Genomic DNA, 15,553 nt, shown 5'->3' with positions numbered 1-15,553 from the left:
ACAAGTAGGCCATCCAAGTTTTCAGGGTGCTTGCACCACCCGCGACGCATGAAACTGGCACGCCCCAGGCCAGGGCTCCCGCGCAAGGGCCGCCCCGCCGCGCTGGGAGCGTCCCCCCTCCCCAATCGCGCAGCGATTGGAGAGAGGGGGGAAGGTGCGCAGCACCTCAGGGGGATGCTTCACTTCAACACCCGGTGCGTGAGCGCAGGCAGTTGCGCGCGCACCTGCTGCAGGTGCTGTGCGTCCAGCGTGCCCACCACCAGTCCCGGGCCTTGCGTCTGCAGCGCCTGGACGCTGCCCCAGGCATCGACCAGCATGCTGTGTCCCCAGGTGCGGCGCCCGGTTTCGTGCCGCCCGCCCTGGGCCGGGGCCAGCACATAGGCCTGGTTCTCGATGGCGCGGGCGCGCAGCAGCACCTCCCAGTGCGCCTGGCCGGTGGTGTAGGTGAAGGCGCTGGGCACCAGCAGCAGGTCGGCGCCTGCCTGGGCGTGCTGGCGGTACAGCTCGGGAAAGCGCAGGTCGTAGCACACGCTCAGCCCCACGCACCAGCGCTGGCCCGCGCGGCTGTGCAGGCTGAACTGCACGGGTGCGTTGCCCGGTTCTATGACGCTGCCTTCGTCGTAGCGTTCGCTGCCGTTGTCAAAGCGGAACAGATGGATCTTGTCGTAGCGCGCCACGCAATCGCCGCTTGGCGCATACGCCAGCACAGTGTTGCGCACCTTGTGCGGGTCTGGCGTGGCCAGCGGCACGGTGCCGCCCACGATCCACAGGCCCAGCGCACGGGCGCTTTCGGCCAGGAAAGCCTGCATGGGGCCTTCGCCCGGCGCCTCGCGCAGGGCGAGCTTGTCGGTGTCGCGCGCGCCGATGGCGCCAAAGTACTCGGGCAGCACCGCCAGTTCCACCCCCTGGGCGGCAGCCTGCTCCAGCAGGGCGCGGGCGCTGGCCTGGTTGTCGGCCCAGCGCGGGGTGGAGACCATTTGCACGGCAGCGATCTTCATCAGCGTTCTCCGGGTAAGGCGTCCGAGGCCGGCGTGGTGGCCCCCGGCTCGGTGGCTGCGCCTCGGGCGCGGCGTGGCAGGCGCGTGACGCGCGGGTCGGTCCAGGTGCCGTCGATACGGAATTCCTGCGTGGCCGCCTCGATCAGCGGGCCACGCAAGGCCATTTGCGCCAGAAAGCTGCCCAGCCCGATCAGGGGGTTGATGGCCGTGGCCACGAGCGAGGCGGTCATGGCGTTGATCTCGGGCACCACCACCACATGCAGATCCTGGGTTTCGCGTTCGATGTCGGCGCGGCCCTCCATCAGCACGGCGGCGTTCACGCCCTTCATTTGCAGGTTGTTGGTCATGGCCACCCCCTGGTCGATGCGCACGTCACCACGCACAAAGTCAAAGCTGAAGCCCTCGCTGAACACGTCGCGGAAGTCCAGCGTCAGCCGCCGGGGCAGCGCCTGCAGGCTGAGCACGCCCAGGAGCTTGGCCAGACCGGGGTCGGCCTTGAGGAACTGGCCTGCTTCAATGGCCAGCTGCACCTGGCCGGTCATGGTCGCGTAGTCGGGGCTGACGGGCGCGCCGCGCCAGGCCACCATGCCTTCCATGCGTCCCTTGCCGCGGCGCAGCGCACCGCTCTGACCCAGGCGCTCCAACAGTTGCCCGGCGTCCTGGATGTCGAGCCGGAAATTGAGCACCGTGCGCCGGGGGGCGGCCGCGCCCGTTGCCAGCCCCGGTGCCTGGAGCGAAGCCCAGTTCCCGCTGGCCTGGAACTGGGCCTCGGGAGTGATCAGGTTGAACTTGGCCAGCCGCCACTCGCGCTGGCCGCCATCAAGTGCCCGGTTCTGGGCCTCGACTTCCAGGCGCCCCAGGCGGCGCCCGCGCAGCTCGAAGTCGTCCACCACGATGTCCAGCGCGGGCAGGCTGGACGGCTGCGCGTCCAGCATGGCCTCCACCTGCGTGGCAGCGCTTTGCGGCATGGACATGCGCGCCAGGCGGGCGTGCAGGCGGGCACTGCCTGCATCGGGCGCCTGCGCCTGGCGGTACTCCACGTAGCCGCCGAGTTCACGGGCGTCGAGGTTGGCGCGCCAGACCAGGCCCTGGCGCGATCCGCCCACCACCACGTCGTGCAGGGTGCGCCCCTGCGCGGTCACCGAGCGGGCACGCAGGGCCAGCACGTTGGGCAGATAGTCCTGCAGCGTGCTGGCGGCGTCCTTTCCGCCCTGCGCCGGGGTGCCCGCCAGCAATGCCTGCCAGGTATCCACATCCACATCGCCCAGCTGGAGGTTGGCGGCCACGCCGCGCTCCGGCGTGGGGGTTCCCTCCTGAGAGCCCAGGCCGAGCGTGACGGAGCCATTGACCACCTGGGACGTTCCGCCCACCCAGTCACGCAAGTAGTCCACCGCGCCCACGCCTTCCACACGCAACACCAGTCGGTCCTGCAAGGGCACCGCCGCGCCGTTGGGCGCAGGCGCCAGCGACGCGCGTGTGACCTGGTTCTCGAAGCGCACCGGCAAGGCCGACTCGGCCGCCTTGCCCAGCGGTGCGGGCAAGGCCAGCGCCATGCCTTGCAGGCTGGTGCTGACCTGCAGCTCGGGCACACCCCTGCGCACGGCAAACCCCAGGCTGTAGGGGGTGGTTCCCGTGGCCTTCTGGGCCAGTTGGGCCAGTACGCCGAGCTCGCGTGCCTGGCGCAGCCCTTCGGCACTGGCGGTGCCCTGGGCGCGCAATTGCAGCAGGGGCGCCTCCAGCGCCGCAGGGCCTGCGGGGGGCGGGCGCATGCCGCCTTCCAGGCGCACATCGCCCCCCAGCGCACGGGCCTGCACGCCCGCAAGGGCAAAGCCGGTCTCACTGAACTGCACCGTACCACGCGTGCGCGCCAGCGCCGGGGTGTCGGGCGTGATGCGCAGGTCGTTGCCTGCCAGGGTGAGCGCTCCCTGCACGCGCGACTTGTGCATATCGCTGATCGGCAGCTCCAGCTTCAGCCGAAGGTCGGCATTGCCACTGCCCTGGGCATCGTCCAGGGCGTGGCCGGTCATGGCCGACAGGGGTGAGGCCTTCATCAGCGCCAGCAGTTCAGGCAGGGGACCGCGCGCATCGGCGCTCACGCCCACCACGGTGTGGGCCAGGTCGGGAATCTCGGCCTGCACCTTGCTGGCCTGCAGGCCGGGGCGGCCCTCAAAGCGCCCGCTGGCGTCGCGCACGCGCATGGACGAGCGCTCAAAGATCAGCTCCCCGCCCAACTGCACCAGCACGGGCCAGGGCGACTCGCCTGCGGGCTGCAGGCGCGGCGGCACGAAACCAAAGGTCACATCGCGCACCTTGGCCGCGATGCGAAACTCGCCCTGGCGCGGGTCGTTGAAGGGCATGTCGTACAGGTCGCCGCGCACGCGGAACTGCACATCGCTGGCATTGCCTGCCAGCACCGCGTCGCGCACATAGTGGCGTGCATCGGGCGGGATGGACAGTGGCAGGTAGCGGTGCACGCGCGTACCGTCGGCGCGTTCGAGTGTGCCGCTGAGGTCCAACACCCCCGGAAAGCGAGAGCGGCTGCCCGAACGCGCCGGATCGCTGGTCTGCCAACTGGCGCGGGCCACGCCCTGGGCATCGGCATTGGCAAAGCGTGCGTCGCTGATCTGCAGGCCGATGCGCTCGCCGTCGATCTGCCATTGCACGCTGGCGTGGAACTGGTCCAGCGGCAGCACTGGCTCTTCAAACACCCCCGGCAACACCAGGGCACCCTGCTCCATGGACACCGTGGCCGAGCCGCCCTGCTGCGTCAGGTCGAAGTCCATGGTCGCGCCACGCAACCCGATCGCCTGGGCCTGCGCACCATTCACCTCGGTGGGCTGCGGCCTGCCCGCCAGCGACAGGCCCGACACACGCCCACGTGCCTGGTAGCTGCGGGGGGCGGTCAGCGGCCCCTGCCAGCGCGCTTCGATGGCTTCCACCAGGCCCTGGGGCACGTAGGTGCGCAGTGCCTGGTGTGCCTGGGCGTCCAGTGGCAGGCGGTCGGCGATGCGCGCCAGCAGGGCCAGGTCCAGCCGGTCGGCCTGGAACTCCCCCTGCTCGGGGTGGCCCTTGCGCGCCTCGGTGTGCTTGATGCGGGCATTGCCACCGGGCCAGCGCAGCCCGTCGTCGGCGGTGAACTGCAGGTCCTGGGTCGAAACCTCCATGCCCCCCGCCAGACGCCGCGCCCCCAGGCGGCCCTGCACCGAGGGCAGCACCAGGGGCTGGAGTGTCTCGGCCAGGGTGGTGTTCACATCGGCCAGCGCCAGGTCCACAGTGCCGCCCATCCACTGGCCGCGCTCGACATCCACCCAGGCACGCACCGCCCCGCGCCCCTGTGCCACGGCAATGCCCAGGTCGACATGGCGGTGCAGGCGCGAGACATCGACCCGCGCAAACTGGGCGTACAACTGCCCACTCCAGTCCTGCCAGCGCCCGCTGTGGGTGCTCAGCAGTGGCTGGCGGAACCGCCCCACCAGCGTGAATCGATCGCCCCATTCGGGCGGCGGCGTAGCGTCGATGCGCAGGCTGTGGCGCCAGTTGCCGTTGCGCACCACGATGTCCACATCCCGCAGCGCCAAGGGCGGCGCGCCGCGCAGCTCATCGGTCCAGCGCAGCGTACCTCCGCGGATGACGAGTTCCGGTTGCGAGAAAAACCAGTCGGCGGCCGCCCCGTCGTTCGGCCCCTGGTCGGGCAACTCCAACCCGGCCAGCAGGATGCGCCCTTCGGGCGTGCGCCGGATGTCCAGCTCGGGGCTGTCGATGTACAGCTGCTCGAAACCGAATTTCCACAGCGACCGGGGCGAGAGCGCCAGCACCACCCGCGGCAGGCGCAGTGCCTCACGCCCCTGGGGGTCGAGCAAGGCCACATCTCCGAGCTCCACAGTCGGGATCAAGCCTTCGGTGCGCGCCGTCACCGTGCCCAGTCGCACCGGTACCCCCAGCACCTGCGTGGCCTGCTCTTGCAGCTGCGCACGGTAATTTCCGATACGCGGCACAATCCAGCCATGCAGCGCCCCCCAGGCCACCGCCATCAGCAATGCCACACCCAGCAACAGCCCCAGCGACCAACGGGCGAGCCATGCCATCGTTCGGAGCAGGCGCGTCGGATGGGCAACAGGCACGTTCATGGCAGGCATTGGATGTGGCCGGGATTATGACCCGCACCCCCGGTGCCGGTTCCTTCTCCCTGGCACTTGTTTTCCAGCCGTCTTGTCGCCCACCACTGTGACCACCGCCGCCCCCACCCTCGACCCGGCCCTGCACTCGCGCTTTTACCAACGCCTGCAGCGCCGCTATGCCGACGAATGGTCCCTGCTGCCGCCGGGCGCACCGGTGCGCGCCAGCATGCTGCAGACATTGGCGGCGCTGCAGGAGCGCGGCCAGCCCCTGCCCGCAGCACTGCGCATCCTGCGCCAACTGGTCATGGCGCGCCTCATCGAGCTGGACTGCTGCGCCCAGGCGCCGCTGGCCACCATCACCCAGGCAACGACCGAGCTGGCAGAGATCGCGCTCGACCAGGCCTGCCGCCAGGCCCGCGCCGAACTGGACAGCCGCCACGGCCACCCCTGCGGCCCCGAAGGCCAGCCGGTCGAGTTCTGGATCATCGGCATGGGCAAGCTGGGCGCACGCGAACTCAACGTGTCCAGTGACATCGACCTGATCTACGTGTACGAGCACGACGGCGAAACCAGCGGCACCCCCGACGGGCGCGGGCGCATCTCCAACCCCGAATACTTTGCCCGCGTGGCCCGGCTCATCCACACCACGGTGGGCGACACCACCGAGCATGGCTGCGTCTTCCGCATGGACCTGGCGCTGCGGCCCAACGGCAACTCGGGGCCGCCCGCCGTATCGCTGGCAGCGCTGGAGGAATACCTGCAGGTGCAAGGCCGCGAATGGGAACGCTTTGCCTGGCTCAAGAGCCGCGTGGTTGCGCCCAGCGACAGCATTGCCGGTACGGCCGTGCAGGCCTTGCGCGGTGTGGTGCTGCCCTTTGTGTTCCGGCGCTACCTGGACTACAACGTGTTCGAGTCCCTGCGCAGCCTGCACCGCCAGATCCGCGAACACGCCACCAAGCGCAGCGCAGGCCACCCCGAGCGCGCCAACGACGTCAAACTCTCGCGCGGGGGCATCCGCGAAATCGAGTTCACCGTGCAACTGTTGCAGGTGGTGCGCGGCGGGCAGTTCCCAGAGCTGCGCCGCCGCCCCACGCTGGACGCCTTGCAACGCCTGGCGACCGCAGGCCTCATGCCACCGCAGTCTGCACAGGCCCTGGCGCGCGCCTACACCTTCCTGCGCCAGGTGGAGCACCGCATCCAGTACCTGGACGACCAGCAGACCCATGTCCTGCCCACGCGCGATGACGACCTGACCTGGATCGCCCAGACCATGGGTTACCCCGACTGCCCTGCATTCCTGCACGAACTGAACCTGCACCGCGAACTGGTGGCGCAGGAGTTCGACACGCTGCTGGGCGCCGAAGAACCCAAGAAATGCAATGGCTGCAACGGCGGCTCCGCCAACGGTGCAGCCAGCACACCCGAGCTGGAAAGCCTGCTCGAACAGCTCCCCCCCCTGCTGCACGAACGCGTGGCCGAGTGGCGCAACCACCCCCGCGTGGCCGCTCTGCGCGAAGAGGCCCGGGGGCGATTGCTGCGCCTGGTGCAGCGCACGGCCCAATGGGTGCGCGAAGGCCGCGTGGGCGAAGAAGCCGCCGTGCGCCTGGTCAACTGGCTGGAGCCACTGATGCGCCGCGAAAGCTACCTGGCCCTGCTGCTGGAGCGCCCCGCCGTACACGAACAACTGCTGCACCTGCTGGGCGCCGCCCGCTGGCCCGCACGCTACCTGCTGCAGCACCCCGGCGTCATCGACGAGCTGGCCGGCAGCCAGTTGCTGTCGGAACGCTTTGTGGCCGCCGACTTCGAGCGTGACCTGCAACTGCGCCTGGCCTCCCTGCGCTCGACCCAGGAAGACGACGACGAGGCCCTGCTCAACCTGCTGCGCCGCGCGCACCATGCGGAAACCTTCCGCACCCTGGCGCGCGACGTGGAGGGCCGCATCACCGTGGAACAGGTGGCCGACGACCTCTCGCTGCTGGCCGACAGCGTGCTGCGCATCACCGCCCAATGGTGCTGGAGCCGCCTCAAGCAACGCCACCGCGACACGCCGCAGTTCGGCATCATTGGCTACGGCAAGCTCGGCGGCAAAGAGCTGGGCTACGGCAGCGACCTCGATATCGTGTTCGTGTTCGACGATGACGACGAACGCGCACCCGAGATCTACGCCGCCTTCGTGCGCAAGCTCATCAACTGGCTCACCGTCAAGACGGGCGAAGGCGACCTGTTCGAGATCGATACCCAACTCCGCCCCAACGGCAACTCCGGCCTGCTGGTCACCAGCTTCGAGGCCTATGCCAAGTACCAGCAACAGCGCGGCAGCAACACCGCCTGGACCTGGGAACACCAGGCCATGACACGCGCCCGCTTTGTGCTGGGCAGCGAAGACCTGCCCAGCGACGCCGCAGCCACCCAGCCCCCGTTGCGCGAACGCTTTGACGCCGTGCGCAAGGCAGTGATCACGGCAGAACGCGATCCAGCAGCACTGCGCCAGGAAATCCACGCCATGCGCGAGCGCGTGCGCGCAGCGCACCCCGCACCCGAGGGACAGTTCGACGTCAAGCACAGCCCCGGCGGCATGGTGGACGCCGAATTCGCCGTGCAGTACCTGGTGCTGTCGCAATCCGCAGCCCACCCCGAGCTGGTGGACAACGTGGGCAACATCGCCCTGCTGCAGCGCGCAGAGGCCGCAGGCCTGCTGCCCCCCGGCGTAGGCCAGGCAGCTGCCAGCGCCTACCGCGAACTGCGCCGCGTACAACACCGTGCGCGGCTGGACGAAGTGCCTACGCAGCGGCCGCAGGCAGAACTACAAACGGAACAAGCAGCGGTGCTAGCCTTGTGGGAGGCCGTTTTCGGAAGGTGAGGCAGCGGATGCCTGGGGCGATCTCAATATGACGGCCATCACAGCGCAGGGTAAAAATACGAAAAAAGCTGTCATATGCTTTTCGAACTCAAAGTACCCGTCGCCCGCCACTACCGCCAAAGGCGCGAGCAGCATCCATACAGCAATCGCAGCGGAGAACAGCGATCTACGGTACACCAGCGCCATCAGGAGCGTCACGACAAATACCCAGCCAAACATACGGGCGAGCAGGGTTTGTGCATTGATCAGAACCTGTGCTACTGCTGGAGCCAGACGTAATCCTGAGCGGGTGTAGTCGACAGCATAGTTTGAGCGCACCAAGGTCAGATAGGTATTTTTTACCAGCCGCCACAAAATCACCGGGTGTTGCACCAAGGTCAACAGATAGACATCCGGACGGCCTTGGACGACAAGCTGATCAAAAAGGTCCTGCGCCTGCGTCTTCTGCGCGTCGGTGCTGTCTGAGCGCCGGGCCGTATCCAACAAGGTGCTGGCTGTGGGCAAGTACGAAGTCCCCAGGTAGTTGTAATGTGGCAATGCGTCAGGGAACAGGGTTTTGAGCTGCTGTTGGTGCTGGTAGAAATATGGGTGTCGCTCTTCAAACCGCTGTGCAGGCCAGTTGGACGACTGCAAAAGACTCCAACCCACACCGTTGAAATAGCGGTTGTATTGATTTGGCGCCTTGTTTTCAGGATGTGCCCTCAAAAGCATGGCACAAACAGAAATAATGCAAAACAAGGAGGCCCAGAGCCTTGGATTGGCCGCCCCATGCAGCCACATGTTTCTGAGCAACAGAATCAAAATAACAGGAGCAACAAAAATCATTTGCTGCTTTGCATAAAGAACAACCACCGCGCTCAACGTAAAAAGCAAGGCCTTGTTCTCCAACACCAACTGCCTTATGCCAACACATAGCACCGGCACCAAAGCCAAGACCAACGCCTCACCATAGAATGATTTGAGATAAACCGCATAGCACAGCAGAGCCAGAAAAAAAATGCTCAACGCCAGAAGACCGGAAGGTTCCCGCTTTTGGTGGGCGAGAAAAAAAACCCCGACCGCCATTGCCGATGCCAAGGCCAAAAAGATGGGTGCTGTCAGCAAAGTAGTTTGTCCCACGCGCTGTATGATCCAACCCATGGTGCTGAGCAAAACGCCCATGCTGCTGTTATTGGTAATTTGCGCCGAAGCACCCAGCGAATACTGTGCTTGCATGGGTTCCCAAGAGGGCGCCAAAAATCCGGCAGGCACAGTCACGCGATCCCAGTCACCCGTATTGATAGAGGGCCCTTCACTGGACCACAATACGACCGCAATGACGACCCATAAACTGGCGCCAAACCAGGTTTTTTTAGAAAACAGGCGGAACCACTGAGGAAATTCTGGACACATGAAGCGATTAAAAATATCAGGTTACGCCTTGATTTTAATGGAAGCACGATATTTCACAGGATATTGATAATTAAAAAGACAAGATGCCACCCCATTAAAATTGAGCAGCGCTATATATTCAATTTATTGAATATTTTGTTGGGGATGTGTTGTATTATTTTCATGATAACCACCCATTTTCCTGGCGTGTAAAGCATGGGCTTTCCCACCATGACCGCATCGACAATTGCCTTTGCAACATCGTCAACCTTCGCCAGCCTGGCTCCCTTGGCCTTGAGGTGAGCCGTCATGGGGGTGTCGGTCGGGCCAGGCTTTACCAACACGACCTTGACACCCGTCCCTGAAAAACGGTGCTGCAGCCCTTGGGCATAACGTGCGACCATCCCCTTGGCGGCGCCATACACATAATTGGATTTCCGCCCTCGGTCTCCTGCCACAGACCCAATCAATGCCAGGGTGCCACGTTGGGCCATCTCCATTTGCTTGGCGAAGGCCTCTGCAAAGAGAACCGGCGACACACCGTTGATTTCCAGTGCATCGCGACAAGATGTCAGGTCGGACTGACACTCGGTTTGTTCAGGCAACGATCCATGGGCTATCAGTGCGACATCAATGTGACCTGATTGGGCAATTGCTCCGACCAGCGCATCTATGGCTACTGGGTCCAAAAAGTCTGCCTCAACAACCCGAATCTCTGATTGGGGACTGCGAACTCTGAGATCCGCCGCCACCCGTTCAACGCGCTGTGCATCGCGTCCTACCAATGTCAGATCGATAGGCATTTGCTCCAACCAACGCCGGGCGCATCGTTCCGCAATCGCAGATGTGGCGCCAACGATGACGATCTTCTTGATTATCTGCATTCAACTCCCCAGCAAGCGACGCGAAAAACCGGAACTGATCCCCGGATCCCGGTATTTCATGAATTCTGCCAAGCGCGGATAACCAGCCTCGAAAAGATCTCTGGGCATTCGCGCATCTTTGGCCGGATACAGACGCCCTCTCGCCTCACGGACGATCGCATCCAGACGCTCGAACAGCTTTTGGATGCGCGCGCCCCGGTTTGGAAAGTCCAGCGCAAGTGTCACTCCAGGTTGCGGGAAACTCAGCATCCCCAAGGGCTGGCGGTTGCCGAACGTCTTGAGCACGGCGAGAAACGAGCCATCCCTTGATCGGGATATCTCTCTCAGCATGGCTTGAACTGCGTCTTGCCCCACATCGCGCGGCACCACACTTTGGTACTGGAAAAAACCCTTGGGGCCGTACATTCGATTCCAATCGTGCAGATGGTCGAGAGGGTAGAAAAATGACTCGTGGTGAGCGACAGAGCACCCCGCCTTCCACCGCTGGAGGTGGTAATACGCTGCATTCAGGGGACGCGAGGACAGCTGGTTGACCATGGAAACAGGGGGAGCCACAGGAACACCGAAACTGCGTGCCTTGGGCGCCGGGCCGTGTTCGGTATGGGTGTGATTGCCGCGCATGAACAGCCCCCGTCCACGGCCCGGAGCCAGACAGTCAATCCATGAGACGGTGTGCTCCCAAGCAGCCTCGGAATCATCCGCAAGCCGAAAAAACTCATCCAGGCCCGCAAAGGGAATGGTCTCCGTATCCAACCATGGGCCACGCACAGGACGCAACTGGATCTCCGCCTGAGTGATCACCCCTGTGAGACCGATCCCACCCACAGTTGCGCGGAACCACTCTGCGCGCTGGTCCGGTCCGCACTGGATGATTTCTCCATCCGTACGTGCCATGGTGAGACTTTGGACATGGTCTCCAAATGACCCCACCACGTGGTGGTTCTTGCCGTGTACGTCGTTCGCAATAGCACCGCCCACGGTCACCAATTGTGTCCCTGGAGTGACGGGAAGAATCCAGCCACGAGGAATAAACAAGCGCTGAATGTCCTTGAGCAGGACTCCGGCCTCGCACACGAGACGCCCGGTACTGCTATCGAAAGCGATGAAATGATCGAGGGAGGTCGTGGCCCAAAGCGTGCCTCCCGGATTCAGACAGACGTCACCATAACTGCGGCCCATGCCATGGGCCACACCTGGATGAGGCCCTTGAGCAACAACATCCCTGACACTGTGCAGATCCGAAAGACCTACAACATGGTGAGGATCGGCACTCAAACGCCCCCACGAGCCCACCGGCCTCATCCGAGCCCCGCCCGAAAAACGTAGCGCTTGTCGAGGTGGTACTTGGCCAAGTAGCCGATTGCCAGACCTAACACACCGCCAAGGTAACGCATTTCTTTGGTTTCGAAAACATGGTGAAAACCAAATTCAAAACCCCAGAAAATCAAGGTCGTAGCCATTCCCATGACGGTGTAAAGTGCAAAAATCCGGGTGTCATGCCCGACGCTGCGTGCCTGGAAACGAAAGATATAGTGCTTGTCCAGAATGTACTTAACGACAAGCCCGACTCCCGTGCCAAGTGCCACCGAAGCAATAACGGAAAATTCGCCACTGTAGGCACGAATAAGCAGATCCTGAGCGCTGATGTTTGCTGCGGTTGCAATGAGTGCAAAAATGGCATAGTTAATTGCCAGTTTGGACAAGGCAAACATTGGATGACACCGCCGAGGCTCAAAAATCAATGAATGGTACCGCAACCACCCACTCATCTCGCATGCACATGATGGGCCTCATCCAGCTCATGCGTCCAAAGCAGTGGGTCAAAAACGGCTTTGTATTGGCTCCGTTGATGTTTTCCGGTGCCTTCATGGACGGCAGGGCTGTCAGTCATGCGCTGCTGGCCATGCTGTTGTTTTGCATCGCATCATCGGCCGCTTATGTCGTCAATGATCTGCACGACATTGAGCGCGATCGTCGCCACCCCAAGAAGTCCAAGACACGCCCACTGGCCTCTGGCGTCGTCGCGCTGCCCAGCGCATTGATTCTGCTGGCAATTCTTTACGCAGTACTGGCATGGGGCTGGTTCACAGCCCCCAAGGTAGGGCTGATCATCGCGGCCTATCTGGCTTTGAATTTGGCGTACACCTTCGTTCTCAAGCACCAACCAGTGGTTGACATTTTCACCATCGCCATCGGTTTTGTCCTGCGCGTCTACGCAGGAGCCATGGCCCTGGAGGTTCCAGTGTCTTCCTGGATGTTCATCACGACCCTGTGTCTGGCACTGTATCTGGCAGCCGTCAAGCGGCGCCAGGAGCTCAGCCAGAGCGGCACAGAGGGCCGCCAAGTGCTCGAAAAATACACTGTCGCACTGGTGGATCGCTATGCCGAGATGTCTGCAACCGGGGCACTGCTCTTCTACAGCATGTTTGTGATGTCCACCAAGCCCGAGTTGGTGATCACGGTGCCGTTGGTGCTGTTCGGCCTGTTCCGCTACTGGTTCGTGGTCGAGGCGCTGGATGCGGGAGAGTCGCCCACAGACGCATTGTTCGTGGACTGGCAGTTGCTGCTCACCATACTGATTTGGATTGCCGCTTGCAGTTGGGCGCTTTGGCCGGTGCGGGGGTGATCTTGGACTTCTCTTACGCCTTGACTCCATTTCTTGCCTGGCTCGTCGCTGGCGTCTCCAAGTTCGCCATCAACAGCTTCAAGGCCAAAAAGCTCGCGTTCGGCCTGATTGGCTATGGAGGGTTTCCCAGCAACCACAGCGCCATCGTCAGCAGCATGGCCGCGCTCATTGCACTCAAGGATGGCATGGGAACACCCGCCTTCGGCGTTGCCGTCACCTTGGCCTTTGTCGTGATGCTTGACGCCAACAGCTTGCGCCAACAGGTCGGGAAGCACGCCACCGCCATCAACAAGCTGGCAGCCGATACGGCAGATCACCAAGCCCTGCGCGAACGCATAGGCCACACCCGATGGGAGATTGCGGCCGGCATCGCCGTAGGCATCGCTGTCGCTGCAATGGTCAACGCGACTTTGGTCAGTTGACACAGCACTTTCAAACAACTGTTTGAATTTGGTGTTCTAATGCGGCCCCATGGCCGTCCGTGAACCCATCCAAGCATTCACACCACGCGATCCGCGCAGCGACAGCGAGCCCACGCGCGAGCGGCTGTTGCTGGCGGCGCTGCGGCTGTTTTCGCAGCAGGGCTATGCCCGCACCTCGGTGCGTGCCATTGCCCAGGAGGCCGACGCCAACGTGGCCGCGATTGCCTACCACTTTGGCGACAAGGCGGCGCTCTACACCGCCACGTTCTACGAACCCCTGGGCAGCAGCCAGGAGCCGATTGCCTACTTCAGCGAACCGGGCATAGCGCTGGAGACGGCACTGCAGCGCTACTTTGAAAGCTACCTGGAGCCGCTGCGCCACGACGACCTGATGCGCCAGTCGCTGCGGCTGCACATGCGCGAGCTGCTGGACCCCACGCATGTGTGGCCCGAGCTGATCGAACGCGAATGCCGCACCCCACACATGGCCCTGCTGCGCCTGCTGTGCCAGCACCTGGGCGTGACCCGGGCGGACGACGACATGCACCGCCTGACCTTTTCCATTGCCGCGCTGGTGATGCAGATGTGGACCCAGCACGACGTGCTGCAGGCCGTGGCACCCCGGCTGACGCGGCCGCAGGCCCTTTCCGCCTGGGCGCAGCGCCTGACCGGCTACGCCCTGGCCATGGTGCACAGCGAGGCCGAACGCCGCCGCGCACTGGCATCCCCAGCACCTTCCTCTCGAAAGGCCCCGCCCCATGCCTGACCACACCCCCCGCCGCCTGTGGCGGGCGATCTGCCTGCCCCTGGTGCTGACCGCCTGCGCCACCCAGGCCCCGCCACCACAGGTGGATGCACCCACCCCCACCGCCTGGCAGGCCCCGCTGCCGCACCAGGGATCGGTGCAAGCCCTGGGCGACTGGTGGGCACAGTGGGGCGACCCGCTGCTGGTGGAGTTGGTACAGGACGCACAAGCGCTGAGTCCGGATCTGGCACAGGCGCAGTCGCGCATCGTGCAGGCGCGTGCTGCACTGACGGGCAGCCGCGCCGCGCTGACACCCTCGGTGGATGCGCAAGCCAGCGCCAGCCGGGGCTTCAACGAGTCCGTCCGCGCCGTGGCCAGCACAGCCCAGGCAGGCCTGCAGGCGCAATGGGAGATCGACCTGTGGGGCGGCAATGCCGCCGCCGAGCGCGCCGCCAGCGAGCGGCTGCAGGGCGCACAGGCGCAATGGCATGCCGCCCGCGTGAGCGTGGCGGCCGAGGTGGCGCTGCAGTACAGCAGCCTGCGCACCTGCCTGCAACAGCAGGCCATTGCCGAGGACGATGAACGCTCGCGCGCGCAGACCGCGCGCCTGTCGCAGCAGAGCGAGCGCGCCGGCTTTACCGCCCCGGCGACCCACGCACTGGCCCAGGCCAGCGCCGCCGAAGCCGTGGTGCGCAGCGCCCAGCAGCGCATGCAGTGCGCGCTGGAACTCAAGGCGCTGGTGGCGCTCACGGGCCGCGATGAAGCCACGCTGCGTACCCGGCTGGCACCCACGCCGCTGCAGCCACCGACCGACGCGCTGCTGCGCATTGCCACGCTGCCCGCCCAGGTGATTGCCCAACGCCCCGACGTGTACGCCGCCGAGCGCGAGGTGGCCGCCGCCAGCGCCGACGTGGGCCAGGCCCAGGCCCAGCGCTACCCACGCCTGGCGCTCAGTGGCACCATTGGTGCCGCCCAGGTGCGCACGCAGGGTCTGCAAACCGACCTGAACACCTGGTCCCTCGGCCCACTGGCCCTGAGCCTGCCGCTGCTCGACGGTGGCCGCCGCGCGGCGCAGGAAGACGCTGCCCGCGCCCGCTACGACGAAGCTGTGGCCCTGTACCGGGCCCGCGTGCGCCTGGCCGTGAGCGAGGTGGAGCAGGCCCTGGTCCGACTGGACGCCAGCGTGGGCCGCACGGCCAGCGCCCAGGCCGCCGCCGAGGGCTACCGCACCGCCTTCCGCGCCACTGAGGCACGCTGGCGCGCCGGACTGGCCAGCCAACTGGAGCTGGAAGACGCACGTCGCACCGCCCTGGCGGCCGACCAGTCGTTGGCACTGCTGGCCCACGAGCGCGCTGGCGCCTGGGTCGCCCTGTACCGCGCCGCTGGCGGCGGATGGCAGGCCCCCGTCGCCATCACCACGGCTCAGCACTGACGCACCTACCCCCTTGTTGGGTTGCACCCCATCCACGGAGCATTCTTCATGCGCAACACCTTGACCTCCCACCCTGCCACCCTGGCGCTGGCCGTCT

The 15,553-nt window shown here is 64.9% G+C and carries 11 protein-coding genes; 5 read left to right on the top strand and 6 right to left on the bottom strand.

The genetic code is table 11. From position 1 onward, the window contains the following. Window positions 1-179 precede the first annotated feature (179 nt). Together GWK50_RS00720 and GWK50_RS00715 are read right to left on the bottom strand one after the other, a co-directional pair. Window positions 180-998, bottom strand: a complete 819-nt coding sequence (locus GWK50_RS00720; RefSeq protein WP_162014824.1) for a carbon-nitrogen hydrolase family protein — start codon at window positions 996-998, stop codon at window positions 180-182. After that, window positions 998-5,125, bottom strand: coding sequence for a YhdP family protein (locus GWK50_RS00715; RefSeq protein ID WP_242455251.1), 4,128 nt, complete (start codon window positions 5,123-5,125; stop codon window positions 998-1,000). Before GWK50_RS00715 ends, GWK50_RS00720 begins: the two co-directional genes overlap by 1 nt. A gap of 82 nt (window positions 5,126-5,207) precedes the next feature. On the opposite strand from GWK50_RS00715, the gene glnE reads away from it, so the two are divergent. Next, window positions 5,208-7,976, top strand: a complete 2,769-nt coding sequence (glnE, locus tag GWK50_RS00710; protein ID WP_242455250.1) for a bifunctional [glutamate--ammonia ligase]-adenylyl-L-tyrosine phosphorylase/[glutamate--ammonia-ligase] adenylyltransferase — start codon at window positions 5,208-5,210, stop codon at window positions 7,974-7,976. Here glnE and GWK50_RS00705 read toward each other — a convergent pair. The 4 genes from GWK50_RS00705 to GWK50_RS00690 all read right to left on the bottom strand — a co-directional run bounded on the left by GWK50_RS00705 (window position 7,944) and on the right by GWK50_RS00690 (window position 11,943). Further along, window positions 7,944-9,368, bottom strand: a complete 1,425-nt coding sequence (locus GWK50_RS00705) for a hypothetical protein (RefSeq protein WP_162014822.1) — start codon at window positions 9,366-9,368, stop codon at window positions 7,944-7,946. The two genes, glnE and GWK50_RS00705, sit on opposite strands and share 33 nt — an antisense overlap. A 110-nt stretch (window positions 9,369-9,478) precedes the next feature. Next, window positions 9,479-10,231: an SDR family NAD(P)-dependent oxidoreductase gene (locus tag GWK50_RS00700; RefSeq protein ID WP_162014821.1), complete on the bottom strand. Its 753-nt coding sequence runs from the start codon at window positions 10,229-10,231 to the stop codon at window positions 9,479-9,481. Further along, window positions 10,232-11,506 (bottom strand): FAD-binding oxidoreductase, encoded by a 1,275-nt coding sequence (locus tag GWK50_RS00695; RefSeq protein WP_242455249.1) that lies wholly within the window; start codon window positions 11,504-11,506, stop codon window positions 10,232-10,234. Between the two features lie 23 nt (window positions 11,507-11,529). Further along, complete coding sequence (locus GWK50_RS00690; RefSeq protein ID WP_162014819.1) at window positions 11,530-11,943, bottom strand: GtrA family protein; 414 nt, start codon at window positions 11,941-11,943, stop codon at window positions 11,530-11,532. Here GWK50_RS00690 and GWK50_RS00685 point away from each other — a divergent pair. The 4 genes from GWK50_RS00685 to GWK50_RS00670 are packed head-to-tail and all read left to right on the top strand — an operon-like array spanning window position 11,943 to window position 15,456. Beyond that, window positions 11,943-12,857 (top strand): decaprenyl-phosphate phosphoribosyltransferase, encoded by a 915-nt coding sequence (locus GWK50_RS00685; RefSeq protein WP_242455248.1) that lies wholly within the window; start codon window positions 11,943-11,945, stop codon window positions 12,855-12,857. The two genes, GWK50_RS00690 and GWK50_RS00685, sit on opposite strands and share 1 nt — an antisense overlap. 2 nt (window positions 12,858-12,859) lie before the next feature. Further along, on the top strand, window positions 12,860-13,279 hold the full coding sequence (locus GWK50_RS00680; protein WP_197905041.1) for a divergent PAP2 family protein: 420 nt from the start codon (window positions 12,860-12,862) through the stop codon (window positions 13,277-13,279). A 49-nt stretch (window positions 13,280-13,328) separates the two neighbouring features. Further along, complete coding sequence (locus GWK50_RS00675) at window positions 13,329-14,045, top strand: CerR family C-terminal domain-containing protein (protein WP_162014818.1); 717 nt, start codon at window positions 13,329-13,331, stop codon at window positions 14,043-14,045. Continuing rightward, window positions 14,038-15,456 carry an efflux transporter outer membrane subunit gene (locus GWK50_RS00670; RefSeq protein WP_162014817.1) on the top strand — a complete coding sequence of 473 codons (1,419 nt, stop codon included), beginning with the start codon at window positions 14,038-14,040 and terminating at the stop codon, window positions 15,454-15,456. Before GWK50_RS00675 ends, GWK50_RS00670 begins: the two co-directional genes overlap by 8 nt. Window positions 15,457-15,553 lie beyond the last annotated feature (97 nt).

Source organism: Acidovorax sp. 210-6 (assembly GCF_010020825.1).
Lineage (GTDB): Bacteria > Pseudomonadota > Gammaproteobacteria > Burkholderiales > Burkholderiaceae_C > Simplicispira > Simplicispira sedimenti.
This window is presented reverse-complemented; position numbering and strand designations above follow the sequence as displayed.

Excerpts from the sequence above, each read along its gene's own strand:
- GWK50_RS00720 (WP_162014824.1), bottom strand. The coding sequence starts at position 998 with ATGAAGATCGCTGCCGTGCAAATGGTCTCCACCCCGCGCTGGGCCGAC.
- GWK50_RS00715 (WP_242455251.1), bottom strand. The coding sequence starts at position 5,125 with ATGAACGTGCCTGTTGCCCATCCGACGCGCCTGCTCCGAACGATGGCA.
- GWK50_RS00705 (WP_162014822.1), bottom strand. The coding sequence starts at position 9,368 with ATGTGTCCAGAATTTCCTCAGTGGTTCCGCCTGTTTTCTAAAAAAACC.
- GWK50_RS00700 (WP_162014821.1), bottom strand. The coding sequence starts at position 10,231 with ATGCAGATAATCAAGAAGATCGTCATCGTTGGCGCCACATCTGCGATT.
- GWK50_RS00690 (WP_162014819.1), bottom strand. The coding sequence starts at position 11,943 with ATGTTTGCCTTGTCCAAACTGGCAATTAACTATGCCATTTTTGCACTC.
- GWK50_RS00675 (WP_162014818.1), top strand. The coding sequence starts at position 13,329 with ATGGCCGTCCGTGAACCCATCCAAGCATTCACACCACGCGATCCGCGC.
- GWK50_RS00670 (WP_162014817.1), top strand. The coding sequence starts at position 14,038 with ATGCCTGACCACACCCCCCGCCGCCTGTGGCGGGCGATCTGCCTGCCC.